General features: G+C 68.3%; 13 protein-coding genes. 11 read left to right on the forward strand and 2 right to left on the reverse strand.

From position 1 onward, the window contains the following. The first annotated feature begins 266 nt into the window (after positions 1–266). From ssd to ACTWPT_RS43450, 5 genes are all read left to right on the forward strand, one after another. The gene (ssd, locus tag ACTWPT_RS43430) at positions 267–1,310 is read left to right on the forward strand and encodes a septum site-determining protein Ssd (RefSeq protein WP_443183387.1); all 1,044 of its coding nucleotides are present in this window, start codon (positions 267–269) and stop codon (positions 1,308–1,310) included. 214 nt (positions 1,311–1,524) lie between these two features. After that, entirely contained in the window at positions 1,525–2,685 is a 1,161-nt protein-coding gene (locus ACTWPT_RS43435) for a TadA family conjugal transfer-associated ATPase (RefSeq protein ID WP_443183388.1), read from the forward strand. Between the two features lie 82 nt (positions 2,686–2,767). Next, positions 2,768–3,481: a type II secretion system F family protein gene (locus tag ACTWPT_RS43440; protein WP_443183389.1), complete on the forward strand. Its 714-nt coding sequence runs from the start codon at positions 2,768–2,770 to the stop codon at positions 3,479–3,481. Between the two features lie 317 nt (positions 3,482–3,798). Further along, positions 3,799–4,506 (forward strand): type II secretion system F family protein, encoded by a 708-nt coding sequence (locus tag ACTWPT_RS43445; protein WP_443183390.1) that lies wholly within the window; start codon positions 3,799–3,801, stop codon positions 4,504–4,506. Between the two features lie 847 nt (positions 4,507–5,353). Beyond that, a complete protein-coding gene (locus ACTWPT_RS43450) occupies positions 5,354–5,491 on the forward strand; it encodes a DUF4244 domain-containing protein (RefSeq protein ID WP_127938717.1) in 138 nt (45 codons plus the stop codon). Positions 5,492–5,719: 228 nt separating this feature from the next. Here the strand turns inward: ACTWPT_RS43450 and ACTWPT_RS43455 are convergent, their stop codons facing one another. Beyond that, a complete protein-coding gene (locus ACTWPT_RS43455) occupies positions 5,720–5,959 on the reverse strand; it encodes a hypothetical protein (RefSeq protein WP_443183483.1) in 240 nt (79 codons plus the stop codon). Between ACTWPT_RS43455 and ACTWPT_RS43460 the strand changes: the two genes are divergently transcribed. The 3 genes from ACTWPT_RS43460 to ACTWPT_RS43470 all read left to right on the forward strand — a co-directional run bounded on the left by ACTWPT_RS43460 (position 5,943) and on the right by ACTWPT_RS43470 (position 9,353). Continuing rightward, positions 5,943–6,242, forward strand: coding sequence for a TadE family type IV pilus minor pilin (locus tag ACTWPT_RS43460; protein WP_443183480.1), 300 nt, complete (start codon positions 5,943–5,945; stop codon positions 6,240–6,242). The two genes, ACTWPT_RS43455 and ACTWPT_RS43460, sit on opposite strands and share 17 nt — an antisense overlap. A gap of 77 nt (positions 6,243–6,319) precedes the next feature. After that, positions 6,320–6,781, forward strand: coding sequence for an Rv3654c family TadE-like protein (locus ACTWPT_RS43465; protein ID WP_443183391.1), 462 nt, complete (start codon positions 6,320–6,322; stop codon positions 6,779–6,781). 610 nt (positions 6,782–7,391) lie between these two features. After that, positions 7,392–9,353, forward strand: a complete 1,962-nt coding sequence (locus tag ACTWPT_RS43470) for a hypothetical protein (protein ID WP_443183392.1) — start codon at positions 7,392–7,394, stop codon at positions 9,351–9,353. A 404-nt stretch (positions 9,354–9,757) separates the two neighbouring features. On the opposite strand, the gene ACTWPT_RS43475 is transcribed toward ACTWPT_RS43470, so the two are convergent. Then, entirely contained in the window at positions 9,758–12,133 is a 2,376-nt protein-coding gene (locus ACTWPT_RS43475) for a DEAD/DEAH box helicase (protein ID WP_443183393.1), read from the reverse strand. Positions 12,134–12,543: 410 nt separating this feature from the next. Here ACTWPT_RS43475 and ACTWPT_RS43480 point away from each other — a divergent pair, with 410 nt between their 5' ends. The 3 genes from ACTWPT_RS43480 to ACTWPT_RS43490 all read left to right on the forward strand — a co-directional run bounded on the left by ACTWPT_RS43480 (position 12,544) and on the right by ACTWPT_RS43490 (position 16,168). Then, positions 12,544–12,894, forward strand: a complete 351-nt coding sequence (locus ACTWPT_RS43480) for an STAS domain-containing protein (RefSeq protein WP_020542579.1) — start codon at positions 12,544–12,546, stop codon at positions 12,892–12,894. Position 12,895: 1 nt separating this feature from the next. Beyond that, positions 12,896–13,321 (forward strand): ATP-binding protein, encoded by a 426-nt coding sequence (locus ACTWPT_RS43485; RefSeq protein ID WP_443183394.1) that lies wholly within the window; start codon positions 12,896–12,898, stop codon positions 13,319–13,321. 528 nt (positions 13,322–13,849) lie between these two features. Next, entirely contained in the window at positions 13,850–16,168 is a 2,319-nt protein-coding gene (locus tag ACTWPT_RS43490; protein WP_443183395.1) for a sodium-translocating pyrophosphatase, read from the forward strand. The last annotated feature ends 293 nt before the right edge of the window (positions 16,169–16,461 follow it).

Here is a 16,461-nt window from a genome sequence, read left to right on the forward strand (position 1 = left end):
GCCCGGGGCCTTCCTGATCACACGGCCACCCGCAAACCCGGCCCGGGCCGCGCAGCCTCGACTCGTTTGCCTGGTCGAGTTGCCCGACCGCCCCTCCTGGTGCGCCCTGCCGACGACGACGCACGGCCCAGCGATCGCACACTCATCCACCGGTTGTCCACAAGAACACCGGCACCGACACCGTCTATCCCCAGAACCCCGTTCGCCCGCTCACCACCGCCACCATCTGCAACAAGCTGTCCCTCCCATCAAAACGGGAGGCCGACATGCACCGACCCTTGGTCATCACCGACGACCACGCCCTACTGGACGACCTGGTCCGCATAGCAGCCGCAGCCGGCGCACAACTCGACGTGGCCCACGTCCCAGCCCACGCCCGCCCATACTGGAACCTCGCCCCGCTCATAGCAGTGGGCGCCGACCAGGCAGAGGCCGTGGCCGCCTCATCCCCTCCCGCCCGCGATCAAGTCCTCCTGGTCACCCGTGACTTCGACGACCCGGACACCTGGCGAAAATGCGTCGCAGTAGGCGCCCAGTCCGTCGTGAACCTCCCCGCCGACGAACGCCATCTGGTGGAGCGGTTCGCAGACGCCATCGAGCCAGACTCCCGCTCCGGAGCGGTGATCTGCGTGACCGGCGGCCGGGGCGGAGTAGGCGCGAGCGTCCTATCCGCCTGCCTGGCCCTTCACGCCTCCGGCAGCGGCCACCTCCGCACGCTCCTCGTGGATGCCGACCCGCTGGGCGGCGGCATAGACGTGCTGCTGGGCCACGAGGAGGCGTCAGGCGCCCGTTGGGGAGACCTGGTAGCCAGGGAGGGCCGGATCAGCTGCGCTGCCCTGCAGGCGGCGTTGCCGTCGTTCGGCGACCTGGCGGTCCTGTCCTTCCACCGGGGTGAGGTGGCCGCAATCCCGGCCCAGGCCATGCGCTCGGTCCTCGAAGCCGGCCAGAGAGGCTTCGACCTGGTGGTCGTAGACCTCCCGCGCCACCTCGACCCGGCCGCCGTCGAGGCCCTCACCAGGGCGAACGCCACCCTCGTCGTGGCGGCGGCCGACGTACGCGGAATCCTCTCCGGAGTCCAGGTCCTGTGCGAGGCCCGCAAGCACACCTCCGACCTCCGAGCGATCCTCCGCCCCGGCGTCGTGGACGGCGACATGGCAGTGGCCGCGCTCGGCATCCCCTGCGCCGGCACCCTCCCCGACCAGCCAAGACTCACCGCCACCCTCAACCGCGGCGAGCTACCCAAACTGGGCCCGCGCACCGTACTAGGCGGCCTCTGCGCCTCCCTCCTACGCGACGTCCTACCACCGTGACAAGCCCCCTGCCCCCGGCCTGGGCGGCCAGATCCGACACACCTCAGCCACAACAGCGCCAACCCCACCTCCGGCCCGATACCCGGCACTTGGCCGCCGGGTCGACCCCGGCGCCTCGCATCCCCGAAAGCAGGCGAGCACCCTGAAGCCCCAGCCCACCCCTTCGGCAGCCCAGCAATCGACAACGTTCTCCCCTCCCGCACCGACGTCCGCGGTGTCCCCGGAGCTGGTGGAGGCCGTCCGGGTACGCCTGGCCCGCATAGGCGCCGAACCCAGCGCCGCCCAGGTAGCCGTCGCCCTCAGGGCCGAGAAAGCCGTCTACGGCGACGCGGAGATTCTGGCCGTGGCCCGAGCCCTCTGCGCGGACCTCATAGGCGCAGGCCCCCTGGAACCGCTCCTGGCCCGGCCCGACGTAACGGACGTCCTCGTCAACGGCCCCCGCGAGGTGTGGATCGACGACGGCAGCGGCCTGCACCGCACCTCGGTCACGTTCACCGACGATCCGGCAGTTCGCAGGCTGGCTCAGCGCTTGGCAGCCGCGGCAGGCAGACGACTGGACGACGCCTCCCCCTACGTGGACGCCAGACTCGCTGGAGGCGTACGTCTCCATGCTGTTCTCCCACCCGTCGCCCCCGGCGGCACCTGCGTGTCGCTGCGCCTGCCGCCGCGCCGCACGTTCACACTGGCGGACCTGGTGTCAGCGGGCATGATCACTCCGTCCGCCGTCCCTGTGCTGACCGCAATGGTGGCCGCCCGACTGGCCTTCCTCGTATCCGGCGGCACCGGGACAGGGAAGACAACGCTGCTGTCGGCCATGCTCTCGCTGGCCGACCCGGGCGAACGGCTTCTCCTGGTCGAGGATTCGGCCGAGCTCCGCCCTCTCCACCCACACGTGGTACGCCTGGAGACCCGTCCGGCGAACCTGGAGGGCGCGGGCGGCGTGGGTCTACGTGACCTGGTACGGCAGGCATTGCGGATGCGCCCGGACCGTTTGGTGGTCGGTGAGGTGCGAGGTGCCGAGGTGGTGGACCTGCTGGCCGCTCTCAACACCGGCCACGAAGGAGGCTGTGGCACCCTGCACGCGAACACGGCGGCGGACGTACCGCCCCGCCTGGAGGCACTGGGCTGTGCGGCCGGTTTGAGCAGGGAGGCCGTACACAGCCAACTGTCCGCGGCTCTCGACGCCGTCATTCACCTGACCCGCGACCGCCCGGACGGCCGAAGACGAATCGCCGAGATCTGCCTGCTCTCCAGAACGTCACCAGGCTTCGTGGAGTCGCTCCCCGCCCTGACCTTCGACACGAAGGGCAACTCCCGAACCGGCCCCGGCCACGACGCCCTGGTCCAGGCCGTACAGCCGGACACGCACCCCTGATGACTCGCCCATCGAATTGGGCAACCAGCCACCCAACGGAGACGAGTCAGACATCGATGACCGAGATGGAGGCAAGCTGGCGATGACAAACAGCGCCCTGGTAGCCGCCGCGTTGTCCACAGCCTGCGCACTGTGGCTGTGGACAGGCCCGACCACTGCCACAACCCGCCTCGCCAGACTGACCGCAAGCCGCCCGAAGCCCCAGTGGCAGTCCCTGCGAAGGCTATTCACTCGCCAAAGCCCCGCGCGCCGAGCTCAAGCCTGGCGACTGGCGTCGATCGAACTATGCCAGGCACTCTCCGCGGAGCTGTCCGCAGGCCGCACTCCAGGGGAGGCGCTGACCCGAGCCATTACGGCAGTGGACTTCCCCGACCGCGAGGCCCTGCGCCCGATCGTTGCGGCAGCGAGAGACGGCGGCGACGTCTCCGCTGCCCTGACCGCCTCGGCCCCACCACAGGGAGGCGAGGGCCTACGCCAACTCGCAGCATGCTGGAACGTGAGCGTCACGGTAGGCGCAGGCCTGGCAGCCCTGGTCGAACGCGTAGCCGGCACATTACGCACAGCGCAGGTCCACCGCCAGGACGTCGCAGCACAACTGGCAGGACCACGCACCACGGCCAGAATGCTGGCCGCGCTTCCCGCCCTCGGCCTCCTCATGGCCGCAGCCCTGAACATGCACCCCATGCACTTCCTCTTCGGCAGCATCCCCGGCTTCGCATGCCTGGTGACTGGAATCACCCTCGACGCCTGCGGCCTGTGGTGGACCAACCGAATGGCGGCCCAAGCACAAGGCTGACCAGCCACGCCCCGAACCAGCCCAGCCACGTCCCGGATCAGCCCCAGCCGCAAGATCCGCTCGGCCAAAGATCGCAGGGCCCCGCCAGGCGGACGTCTCCTTCCCTGGCGTCGGCGTGACGGACATTCCTTCCTCCGCACCTAGCCTCACGAAGTTGATCGGACTTCCCGCCAATGCTTCCATTCCTGTCTGCCCTGTGCGCCGGCATGGCCATGTGGCTGTGGCTCTCACCAAGGACGCCGCAGGAACGCCTGGCCCGACTCCACCCCCCGCAGAAGGAACCTCGTAGCCGTCCCGAGCCCCCCTCGCAGGACTTCTTGCCGTACCAAAACCCGAACACCCCTCCAAACACACCCACACCAACGCCGAACATCGAACGCCCCCACCCAACCTGGCTCGATCCAACCCATGACCAGGCACGACCGATCACGCGCAAGACGATCATCACCGCCACATGCGCGGGGCTGGCGACCGCCGCCCTCGTCGGCGGCACGATCGGAATCCTGGCCGGCCTTCTGATCAGCCCCGCCGCCGGGATTTACCTCCACAAAAAGAAGCCCAGGCGGACCCAACGCGAGCACGAACGAATCACCAATGACCTGCCGTTCGCCGCCGATCTGATGACGGCCTGCCTACTCGCTGGACGCCCGGTGAGCGCCGCCACCGAGATCGCCGCCGACGCGATCCGCGGCCCCCTCGGCGAGCGGTTGACCTGGGTGAGCAGCCAGCTACGTCTAGGCGCCGACCCCGAGCCCACCTGGGCTCTCCTCGCCAAGGACCCGGCACTGGGCCAGCTCTCCCGGGCCATGACTCGAGCAGCTCAGAGCGGTGCCCCGGTAGCCGACGTTCTTACCCGACTGGCCGACGACGCCCGAGAAGCGATCCGAGCCGCATCCGTAGCCTCGGCCAGGCGCGTCGGCGTAAAGGCAGTAGCGCCCTTGGGCCTGTGCTTCCTGCCGGCGTTCGTCCTTCTCGGCATCATCCCGGTAATAGCCGGCCTCGCCTCGACGATTGTCCTCCCATAGCGATCGTCCCTCGCGAAAACCGCAAAGCCTTCGCCCCGGGGCCGGGGTGCGGGCCCGGGGCGAAGGCTGCCGCACAGCTGCCGCACAAGGGGTGGGAGGTCCCGCACCGCCAAGGTCGCCAGGTGCCGCCGCCACGGTCCGCCGATAACCCGCCAGAGATGCCGACGCCACGTCGAGGTGCCGGTGCCCGGCCAGGGCGGATGGCCGATCAGGCCTGACGATTGCCAGGTTGGCCCCCCTTCGCCGAAACACTCATCACCGAACGCCTACGCGGATCACGGATATCCACAAACTCCCGTAATCCACAGGACTTGCGCCGTCGCCCTCGCCCATCCACAGAACGCCACTCGGCCCATCGAACCCGGCCTCGCCTCGGCGAACCTAGGTATCCCGCCGGACAAGACCCCGGCTCCACCGAGCACCTGGAGGCACGATGCATCGTCCCGCCACCACGCCAGACAACATCAGCGCCAACCCAGTAGCCCTCCTCGCCACATCGCCGGAATGCGCAGCTAGCAAACTGAATCTCAGCGAGACGAGCATTTCCACGCTCACCCACTCCGCCGATGCGCCCTCACCTGGCAATACGGCGTGCATGGCCATGACCACTCACAACCCGACCCACTCCATCGCAGGTAGAAGCGCAGCTCACAACGTTGCAGAAGCCGCCCATACAGACCGCGGGTTCGCAAGGGACATCGAGCCGGAGTCCAAGCGCCAACCAGCGCCTCACGCCTTTCCGCACGAGCCATCGACCACCGCTCCCGATGACCCCAGAGCACCCCGAAGCTCGCGACGGCCGTCCAACAGGTGGCTCCACTACGCGGCCGCCAACCGAGAGCGAGGCATGTCCACGGCCGAGTACGCCGTAGGAACCATCGCAGCCTGCGCTTTCGCTGCACTCCTCTTCAAAGTGGTCAGCAGTCCGGAGGTCCAGGAAATGCTCTCGTCCCTCATCGATCGAGCGCTCAACACGAACGGGTGACCCGGCGCCCCGCGCAGACTACGTCCCTCGCGTGGACCACTGGCGGCGCCCGGACTATGAGACTCGCGCGGCCTCGACTCCTGCTCGGTTCACGACGGTCGCGCAGGTCCTGAGCCCTGCGCGGTCTATGACGCTCTCGCCGCCTGCAAGCTTCAGACAGGCAGCAAGCCTCAGACAAGCTACGAAGCCTGCGTGTACACGGAAGGTCAGGCAGGTCATGAAGCTCACTCAGGTCATGAAGCTCACGCGGGTCACGATGCTCACGCGGGTCACGACGCTCACGCGGGTCACGATGCTCACGCGGGTCACGATGCTCACGCGGGTCACGATGCTCACGCGGGTAATGAAGCTCACGCAGGTTTCTAGCTCGGAGCAGACTGCGGGGGCGCGAACTGTGACGGACGGCCGGCGGATGGCATCGCGTGGATCGGTGACGGCTGAGACCGCCGCGATGCTGCCCGCGCTCATCGTCGTCCTGGCAGCCGCGCTATGGGCCATCCAAGCCGTGAGCGCGCAATTGGAATGCGTGGACGCGGCCCGAGCGGCGGCCCGAGCCGCCGCTCGCGGCGAGCCGCTGGACCAGGTTCGCGACGTCGCCCGCTCAGCCACACATCCAGACGCTCAAGTAGACGTAACGCGCGACACAGAGACCACAAAAGTGCAGATCACAGTCCAAGTCCGACCAGCGTGGGGCTCCTCGCTGCCAGCAGTTCGCGTATCAGCCTCGGCCACCGCCGACACCGAATCATGACGACCGCCATGACGTAGAAGGGGAGCCATGGAGTCGTGAGATCCATCCACCGTTCGTCATCTGGAAGGCGAAACCGGATGTATGACGACTTGCCACATCTCGCCAGCAACGGCTCCATGGCCTCCACGATCCATCAGCAAGGTGGCACGCAAGGGGAGGTAGAAATCAATCCCAGGGAACGAGGGTCAGCCACGCTATGGGGCGTTGCCCTCATGGGGCTCCTGATGGCCGTCGCTACGGCGTTCGCCACCGTGGGCGCCGCGCGCGTGGCCCGCCATCGCGTCAACAACGCCGCCGACATGAGCGCCCTTGCCGCTGCCAGGTTGGCCCTCTTCGACCCCGAAGGCGCCTGCGCCAGAGCCGCTGCATTGGCTGCCCAGAACGGCGTCGAGCTGACCCGATGCGAGATCAACGACGAGGTGGCCGATGTCTGGACCTCGTTACCGATCTCGTTGCCAATTGTCGGCACTCACACCGTGATGGGCAGATCACGGGCGGGCCCGGCAGAGTGGACTCCACCCGACAACGACGATCATTAGAAGCCCTCGCCGAGGTGAGCGGGCCGCGCTGGGAACTGGCCGCGCCGGGAAGTGGCCGCGCCGGATGGACCGCGCGGGATGGACCGCGCCGGGAAGTGGCCGCGCGGGATGGACCGCGCCGGGATGGACCGCGCTGGGATGGACCGTGCCGGGAAGCGGCCGTGCCCGGATAGGCCGCGCTGTGCGGCGCCTGTGGCGGACGGTCGAGCGACGCCATTTGGCAGCCCTTCCAAATGGGCCTGCCGAATGGTGGTTCGGGGGTCGAGTGTGCTGATGGGGGCCTTGCTTGGTCGGTGTGGGCGGATGGGTGTCATGCGGCTTTTGAGGTTTGTGAGGCAAGGTCGCAATCGAGTCACGACTTCTTGGACAAGGTGTCCAAGAGTTGAATATTTCGCGTAACGTTCCGCTTACCCTCGGTCCATGCCATCTATGACAAAGGGTCTGGGAGAGCCGGAACGGAGTCGCTAAGGTGCAGGTTCGGGGGGCGGTCGGTGACCGTATCGCCGGGCGGACTGCACTTCCGATCGTCGTCCGAGTGGCCCCATCCGGGCGGCCGGGCGGCGCGAGGCTCTCGATGGAGGGAAGCGTCGTGACGGTAGTTGGCAGAGTGGTGACCGCGGGGATCATCGCGGTGGGATCCATTGTGCTCGGCGGCTCCGCCCAGGCGGCCACGGTGACCGCGGTGACTCAGGCCGGCTCCGCCGGGCAGATCACCTCACCCTCTGACGGTCAGGTCGTCTCGAGTTCGTCCGTCACGGTGTCCGCGCGTACGGGGCTGATGCAGCTCCGCATGGGCCTGTACGTGGATGGGCCATCGACACCCACGCAGAAGGTGGCCGATGGCGGAGCGAACCAGACGATTTCCGGTACGTTCGACGCCGGGAACGCCCCCAACGGCACCTTCACCGTGACCCTCAAAGGCGAGATCACCGGGACCAAGTACGCGAGCAGCACGTTCAAGCTGCGGCGGCCCGCCGAGACCCCGGGCAACGTGAACGCCGGCCTCCAGGGCACCAAGAAGGTGCTCGTGACCTGGAGCAAGGGCTCCGAGCCCGACTTGCAGTCGTATGAGGTTGCCAACACCCAGTCCGGCGTCGTGGGACGGCTGTCTGTGGATAGCGCGTGCGCCGGCGGCACCTGTGAGGCGGCGCTCACGGTGCCGGCCAATGCGGCGGGGCAGAAGGTGGGGTTCACGGTCAAGGCGTTCCGGGGTGACGGCGACGGCGGGTCGATCGGGTCGGACGAATCGGGTGCCGCCTACGTCACGATCCCCGCCCCGGCCGCCGCCCAGCCGAAGAAGGAAACGGCCAAGACCCGGGAGACTCCTAGGGACACCAGGAAAGTCGATCCGCTGCCGACCCTGCCTGCCAAGAAGCAGACCGTACCCACGAGCAAGCCGACCATCCGCAAGCCGACGACCTCCAAGTTGCCGGCCATCCCCGATGCCGACTCGGACGGCAACCTCCCGATCCCGACCGCCGACGGCCAGGGCGAGACGGGTGGCCTGAACCCGGCGGGCACCAAGGAAGACGGCACGGATTCCGCGCCTGTCCAAGCGGGTGGCGTGAAGGCCCAATCGGACGAGTCCCCGATCGGGAACCTCGGCCAGTATGGGCTCTACATCGCGGGCGGCCTGCTCCTGCTGCTGCTCGGCGCCCACGCAGGGGGTTGGGCCCGGCGGCGCGCGCTCGCTGCCGAGGGAGGACGGCACCCCCAAGCCCCGGCCGTCATGGCGTCGGGGCCCGTTGCCGATTCGGAGGGGGGCGAGTTGGCGACGGTGCGGGGTGATGACGGGGACGCCCCGGTCACCTCGACACCCCCGCGACGCAGGCCCGCTGTGATCCTTGCCGTGGCCAAGACACGCGTTCCCGATCACTCACCTGCTTCGAAGGCGTCGTCCGCCGATCGGCCACGTGGCGAGGACACGTCCTCAGCCGAGGCTCGACTAGGTCAGGGGCTGTCGTCGGTTGGCCGGTCCCACGCTGAAGGGGCGTCGGCCGGTCGGTCGCATGCTCAAGGGTTGTCCTCGGGTGGTCGGTCGTTGACTCAGGGAGCATCCTCCGTCGATCGTCTGGAGGTTCGGGAGACAGCGACGTCCTCCGGCGACGGCCGGCGGTTGCAACAGGTGTCCGCTGCCGGCCCCCGCGCGCGGCTTCAGGAGCTTCCTCAGGCGGCTCCGATTGACCAGGCACACACGGAAGTGCCTGCTGCCGCGGCGCCGCTTGGTGGTGGCGAGGCGCGGGCGGTCGAGGGCAGCGCCGGGGATGCGGATGGTGCCGACGAAGCAGACGTGGTTCGTCAGGAGCCGGTTCGGATCGCACTGCCCAGTTCGGCTGTTACGGATGTGCCTGAGTCGTCCGCTTCCGTTCTCCGTCCCGCCCCCGCCGTGCAGATCGAGGATCGCTGGGACGACTACCTGCCGCCGTCGCCCAGGTCTATGGAGGACAGCGGGTTCTGGGAGCGGCCGCAGCCTGGGGCCGCGGATTTCTGGGCCGCGGACGACGATGACGACAACGTCGGCGATGAAGGGGATGACGACAAGCGCGCCTTCGCGGTGCGCCGGCGCGCCTGACGACAGACCACAAAGTCCCCCGCGTCCAGTGCCGCCGACGGGAAGCCGTCATCGACGTTCTGTGTCGGTGCGGCCGATCAGGAGTCGGCGTTGAGGTCCTGTGTCGGTGCGGCTGATGGGGGCCGGCGTTGAGGTCCTGTGCCGAGGCGGCTGATGGGGGTCGGCGTTGAGGTCCTGTGTCGGTGCGGCTGATGGGGAGCCGCCGTCGGCCACGCCGTCGCCGGGGTTGCAGTGCTCCACGACCTTCAACTCGACGTCGCTGCATTACTGCCCCGCGACCGAGGGCAGGAGGGCTCGCTCGTAGCCCACTACGGATGTCCTTGGGCAGACGAAGCCGTGCGGTTCACCTGCTCAAGGGCGTGCGTGGGCGGGGTTCCGTCGTATCGGGCGTGTGCCGGTGTCGGTCATTCGGCGGCCAAGAGTGTGTTCAGGAGACGGATGGCACCGTGTTTGTGAAGGGGTTCGTTGCCATTGCCGCATTTGGGGGACTGGATGCAGGAAGGGCAGCCGCGTTCGCATTCGCAGGAAGCGATGGCTTCGCGGGTGGCCGTCAGCCAGTCCGTCGCGCGGGCGAAGCCGCGTTCGGCGAAACCTGCGCCGCCTTCGTGGCCGTCGTACACGAACACTGTGAGCAGGCCGGTGTCGGCGTGCAGCTCCGTGGAGACGCCGCCGATGTCCCAGCGGTCGCAGGTGGCGAACAGCGGCAGCAGGCCGATCGAGGCGTGTTCGGCAGCATGGGCTGCGCCGCCGAGGTCGATGCCCGCTTCCGCGAGGGGGGCCACGGCCGAGGCGGGCAGCGTCCACCAGACCGCGCGGGTACGGAGGGTGCGGGGTGGCAGGTCGAGCGGCTCGTCGCCGAGCATCTCGCCCGATTGGATACGCCTCTTGAGGTACGAGACCACTTGCCTGGTCACCTCCACCTCGCCGAAGTGCAGCGTGCCGGGGCCCAGCGGCTGGGACCGCTCGGTGGCGAGGATGGAGATGTCGGTTATGTCCCGGGCGAACGTCGAGTAGTCGGGGTTGGCGCTGGAGACCAGGGCCACTCCGGCGTCCAGGTCGAGGAGCTCCACCAGGAAGGTCTCGCCCTGGTGGATGTAGACCGCGCCCGTGTGGACGGTGGTGTGCGAGGACGGCTCGTCCACGCTGCCCAGGAGGCGGCCTGTGGACGACTCGACGACCTGGATCGGGGCGCCTCCGCCGCCTCTGATGTCGGCGAGGTCGGTGGCCCGCTCGCGCCTGGTCCAGAACCAGCCCGCCGGGCGCTTCCGCAGCAGGCCCTCGCCGACCAGATCGTCCAGGACATCGGGGGTGGTGGGGCCGAAGATGGGCAGGTCGTCCTCGGTCAGGGGGATCTCGGCGGCCGCGGCGCAGAGGTGGGGGCCAAGGACGTAAGGGTTGCCCGGGTCCAGGACGATCGCCTCGACGGGCTGGCCGAACAGGGCCTGCGGGTGGTGTACGAGGTAGGTGTCCAGCGGGTCGTCTCTGGCGATCAGCACCGCGAGGGCGTCCCTGCCGTCGCGGCCCGCGCGGCCTGCCTGCTGCCACAGGGAGGCCCGGGTGCCGGGCCAGCCCGCGATCAGCACGGCGTCCAGGCCGGAGACGTCGACGCCTAGCTCGAGGGCGTTCGTGGTGGCCAGGCCCATGATGGTGCCTTCGCGGAGCGCCTTCTCCAGGATGCGGCGGTCTTCCGCGAGGTAGCCGGCTCGATAGGCGGCGATCTTGTTCGGGAGGTCGGCCAGGTCGGGGAGCTCCGGTAGCGCCCAGGTGAGGGGCGTCGCCGCCGTTGGTGCTGCGCCGCTCCTGATGTGCGATTCGTCGGGTACGGGCGAGGTAGTCGACGTGGTGCGGAGGTCGTCGACGGTGGGTGACGTGCCTGCCGAGGTGTGGAGTTCCGCCGGCCGCTCGGGGTCGGCCCGGCGATGTGCGCGGCTGGAGGCGGGCGTCGTGGCGCCGCGGCCTTGAGCGGGGGTCTGGTCCCGGTCCGGCGTGGCGGGTGCGGGGGTATGGAGTGCCGGGGGCGTGCCCGTACCGGTGAAGGGGGCGGAGAAGGCGACGTCGGCGAGTTTGGCGCGGGCCGACAGCGCGACCGTCTCCGCGCCGCGCCGGGAGCGTACGAAGGCGAGCGTGCGGACATCCGCCAGAACGAGGTCCGCCAGCAGATCCGCCGCCTCCGCCGTCGCCGTACGCCGCACAGGGGCCCCTCCCTCGCCCCGTAGCTCCGTCAGAGGCGGCTCCCAGAGGGCGATGGTGGTAGACCCCTTGGGAGAGGCGTCCATGGTCACCTCGTTCATCTCAAGCCCCGTCAGCCTCATTGCGAACGCCGCCGGCTCGCTGGCCGTCGCCGAGGCGAGCAGGAACGTGGGCCGCGAGCCGTACCGGGCGCAGACGCGCCGCAGGCGGCGCAGGATCTGGGCGACGTGGGAGCCGAAGACACCCCGATAGCCGTGGCACTCGTCCACGACGATCAAGCGGAGCCGACGGAAGAAGGCGGACCACTGGGCGTGGCGCGGCAAAATCCCTCGGTGGAGCATGTCCGGATTTGTCAGGACGTAGTTGGCGTGCTGGCGTACCCACGTCCGCTCCTCGAACGGCGTGTCGCCGTCGAAGCAGGCCGCGCGCAGCTGCGTGATCCGGAGCTCCCGAAGCCCGCGCAGCTGGTCGGCGGCCAGGGCCTTGGTCGGCGTCAGGTACAGCACCGTGCCGCCGTCAAGACATGAGGCGACTGCGGGAGTGAGATACGCGAGGGACTTCCCCGATGCCGTGCCTGTGGAGATGATCACGTTTCGGCCACGAAATGCCAGGTCGGCGGCCTCGTATTGGTGAGGCCAGAGTCCTGTCACCCCGCGGTTCGCCAAGCGCGTAACAAGCACTTCTGGCGTCCATTTGGGCCAGCGGGCTTGACCGGCCTGACGTGCTGGAACATGCTCCACATGGGTGACACGCTCATGACGTGCAGGAACACTGAGCAGGTGGCGGAGGAGTGGACCTGCTCGTTGTGGGGAGGATGCCGTGGAAGTCACTGTTTCCAGTCTTGCATCGATGGGCAAAGTCGTCGGGAATCGTGATTTCGTATAGACACAAGCCAGACGCGTGGTTGAATGCCCACGCGTCAAGGTCGGACAGTCTGGGGCCAGACTCCAGATTGCCAGGCTGGCAAGAGTACTTTCGCAGGCGAGGCGCTGGAGGATCTGTGGATCTGAAGTTGGATCACCACAACGAGGACCGACTCACCATCGTCGAGGTCGAGGGTGAGATCGATGTCTACACCGCGCCGAGATTGCGTGAGCTTCTGATCGACCTGGTGAACAAGGGTAACTTCCACCTTCTCGTCAACATGGAGAAGGTCGACTTCCTCGACTCCACGGGCCTTGGTGTCCTGGTCGGCGGGCTCAAGCGGGTGCGGGCGCACGACGGCTCCCTCGAGCTGGTCTGCACGCAGGAGCGCATCCTCAAGATCTTCCGGATCACCGGTCTGACCAAGGTCTTCGGGATCTACGCTTCGGTCGACGAGGCCAAGGAAGCTCACGGCAAAGACAAGTAGCATGGCTACCGTCGAGCTGACGTTCAGCGCTCTCCCCGCGCATGTGCGCACCGCCCGGCTGGTCGCGACGGCGATAGCTCGCCGCACCGGCGTGGAGGAGTCTCTGCTGGACGAGGTCAGGCTCGCCGTGGGTGAGGCGTGTTCCCGGGCAGTGGAGGCGCATCGCGCCCACTGCCCGGGCGAGCCCATTCGCATCGAGCTGCGTGACGACGCTGGACGCTTCGAGGTCACGGTCAGCGATCACGCCCCCAGTGATGAGCTCCAGCAGGAGAAGCCGCTTGACCTCGGCATGCTTTCCGACTCGTTCATGACGGGCTTCGGCCTCGCGGTCATCACGGGGCTGGCCGACGACGTCGAGGTCCTCCCCACGCCCAAGGGCACCGACATCCGCATGAGCTGGCCCGCCGCCGGTATCCCTACCTCATAGTCTTTCCCTTTCTTTCTTTACGGTGGCCCAGCCCGGCGCCACCCGCCGAACGGAGCTGAGGTCTCTCCAGGGAGACGCTGCTGACTCGGTCAGTGGCAGGCCGCCGTTACGGCGCTACCGGCACCTATGCCTCAGTACAGGCGTGGGCCGCAGGCTCCTTTCCCCTCAGGCGTGACCGTGGACATCGCATCGTCCACGGTCACGTCTCGCTTGCACGCGCTTTCCGATGCCGGGTTTCGGCTAACCGGAACCATGTCTTGTCATGACCGTAAACAGAAGGAAATTACGGTTGTCAGGGTGCAAACCGGGGCACGGGCACGGGCGTACGAGACGCATGCATAATTAGTGACCTTCCGAGCCTTCATATCCGTTCACTGCCTGCGTAGACTCCCGGCACCGGCCAAGGTGATCCGGCGGAACGCGGATTCAACCGGAAGCGGCACCCACAACCCGGATGGTGCCGCAACACCCGCCGAGGAAAACTGCAGCACCGTCCGGGCAGGACGACCGGTCTTGCCGAGGAGAACGATGAGCAGGCACATGCTGGCATCGGAGCCAGCGTCCAATTTGGCCCTTAGCGCAAACAATCTCACCATCGTGATCGTGGTCGCCGCGGTCGCACTGATCGCACTAGCCGTCGCCGGCGGCCTGGTGCGCGAAGTGCTGTCCGCCGGCCAGGGCACCGAGCGCATGCAGAACATCGCCCGTGCCGTACAAGAAGGCGCCGCCGCCTATCTCACGCGTCAATTCCGCACGTTGGCGATCTTCGTCGTCGTGATTCCCTTCCTGTTGCTCCTGCTACCTGGAGAGATGGACGTCCGCATCGGGCGATCGATCTTCTTCGTGGTCGGGGCGGTATTCTCCGCGCTGACCGGGTTCATAGGCATGTGGCTGGCCGTGCGCGGGAACGTCCGCGTCGCCGCCGCGGCCAATGACTCGGGCGAGAAGCGCGCCATGCGCATCGCGTTCCGCACCGGCGGCGTGGCCGGGATGTTCACCGTCGGCCTCGGCCTGCTGGGCGCGGCCGTGGTCGTGTTCATCTACCGGGGCGAGGCGCCCCACGTGCTCGAAGGGTTCGGGTTCGGGGCGGCGCTGCTGGCGATGTTCATGCGAGTCGGCGGCGGCATCTTCACCAAGGCCGCCGACGTCGGCGCCGACCTGGTCGGCAAGGTCGAGCAGGGCATCCCGGAGGACGACCCGCGCAACGCCGCCACCATCGCGGACAACGTGGGCGACAACGTCGGCGACTGCGCCGGCATGGCGGCCGACCTGTTCGAGTCGTACGCGGTGATGCTGGTCGCCAGCCTCATCCTGGGCAGTGCGGCCTTCGGCGAGCAGGGGCTGATCTTCCCCCTGATCGTCCCGATGATCGGCGTCATCACTGCGATCATCGGCATCTTCGTCACCGGGATGCGCGACGGCGACCGCAACGGCATGGCCGCGATCAACCGCAGCTTCTTCATCTCGGCCGGGATCTCTGCGGTGCTGGTGGCCGTGGCGGCCTTCTGGTACCTCCCCGCCGACTTCAGCGGTCTGACCGGCTCGGTCATCCAGTCCGACGCCGACCCGCGGCTCATCGCCATCGGCGCGGTCCTCATCGGCCTGGTGCTGGCCAGCGCCATCCAGCTGCTGACCGGCTACTTCACCGAGACCACCCGGCGTCCCGTACGCGAGATCGGCGAGAGCTCCCGCACCGGAGCCGCCACCGTCATCCTGGCCGGCATCAGCGTCGGCCTGGAGTCGGCCGTCTACTCCGCCCTGATCATCGGCGGCGCGGTCTACGGCGCGTTCCTGCTGGGCTTCGGCAACGTGACGCTCGCGCTGTTCGCGGTGGCCCTGGCCGGCACCGGCCTGCTGACGACCGTGGGTGTGATCGTGTCCATGGACACCTTCGGCCCGGTCTCCGACAACGCGCAGGGCATCGCCGAGATGTCGGGCGACGTCCATGGCGAGGGCGCCCAGGTGCTCACCAGCCTGGACGCCGTCGGCAACACCACGAAGGCGATCACCAAGGGCATCGCGATCGCCACGGCCGTGCTGGCGGCGACCGCGCTGTTCGGCGCCTTCCGCACCGCCGTGGAGGGCGAACTCGCCAAGGCGGACGCGTCGATCAAGGATGCGCTGGGCATCTTCCAGAACTTCAGCCTGAGCATCGACAACCCGAACGTCCTGGTCGGCCTCATCATCGGGGCCGCGGTCGTGTTCCTGTTCTCCGGCCTGGCGATCTCGGCCGTCGGGCGGGCCGCGATGCGGGTCGTCTTCGAGGTGCGGGACCAGTTCCGCACCAAGCCCGGCATCATGGACGGCTCGGAGAAGCCGGACTACGGGCGCGTCGTCGACATCTGCACCCGCGACTCGCTGCGCGAGCTGGCCACGCCTGGGTTGCTCGCGGTCATGACGCCGATCGCGGTTGGATTCGCTCTCGGGTACGCGCCGCTGGGCGCGTTCCTGGCGGGGGCGATCGCGTGCGGCACGCTGATGGCCGTGTTCCTGTCGAACTCCGGTGGAGCCTGGGACAACGCCAAGAAGCTGGTCGAGGACGGGCACCACGGCGGCAAGGGGTCCGAGGCGCACGCCGCCACGGTCATCGGCGACACGGTCGGCGACCCGTTCAAGGACACGGCCGGGCCTGCCATCAACCCGCTCATCAAGGTGATGAACCTGGTGGCGCTGCTGGTCGCGCCCTCGGTGGTGCTGTACGCCGGCAACCCGGCCCTGCGAATCAGCATCACTGTGGTGGCGGTGGCTGTGGTGGTCGGCGCCATTGTGGTGTCCAAGCGGCGGTCGGCGACCAGTGAGCCGGCCAGCAACAACAACGATCGAGAGCACGAGCCGGTCGCGTCCTAGCACCGCGCTCCACACCAGAGACGCCCGCTCCCAGTTTGGGGGCGGGCGTCTCGCGTGGTGCGGGCTGTCGGGGGTGTGGGGGGCGGTGGCAAGGGCCCGGTGCGCTGGGTGCACGGCGCTGACCCGGAGGACCAGTGCGATGGGCGGGCGTGGCACTGGAGACCCTCGGTGGCAAACTGGGCGCGTGGAAAATGGCAAGCAGCCCAGCGGCGGAAAGACCCTGGGCCTCATTCTGGTGGCGATGCTCGTCATCCTGGCCGTGCTCGTCGCGCTGGCCAACTTGGCTTCGAAGA

The organism is Nonomuraea sp. 3N208, assembly GCF_052245935.1.
Classification (GTDB): Bacteria; Actinomycetota; Actinomycetes; order Streptosporangiales; family Streptosporangiaceae; genus Nonomuraea.

Bases quoted from the DNA above. Each gene is read 5' to 3' on its own strand.
- ssd (WP_443183387.1), top strand. From the start codon at position 267: ATGCACCGACCCTTGGTCATCACCGACGACCACGCCCTACTGGACGAC.
- ACTWPT_RS43440 (WP_443183389.1), top strand. From the start codon at position 2,768: ATGACAAACAGCGCCCTGGTAGCCGCCGCGTTGTCCACAGCCTGCGCA.
- ACTWPT_RS43450 (WP_127938717.1), top strand. From the start codon at position 5,354: ATGTCCACGGCCGAGTACGCCGTAGGAACCATCGCAGCCTGCGCTTTC.
- ACTWPT_RS43460 (WP_443183480.1), top strand. From the start codon at position 5,943: ATGCTGCCCGCGCTCATCGTCGTCCTGGCAGCCGCGCTATGGGCCATC.
- ACTWPT_RS43455 (WP_443183483.1), bottom strand. From the start codon at position 5,959: ATGAGCGCGGGCAGCATCGCGGCGGTCTCAGCCGTCACCGATCCACGC.
- ACTWPT_RS43465 (WP_443183391.1), top strand. From the start codon at position 6,320: ATGTATGACGACTTGCCACATCTCGCCAGCAACGGCTCCATGGCCTCC.
- ACTWPT_RS43485 (WP_443183394.1), top strand. From the start codon at position 12,896: ATGGCTACCGTCGAGCTGACGTTCAGCGCTCTCCCCGCGCATGTGCGC.
- ACTWPT_RS43490 (WP_443183395.1), top strand. From the start codon at position 13,850: ATGAGCAGGCACATGCTGGCATCGGAGCCAGCGTCCAATTTGGCCCTT.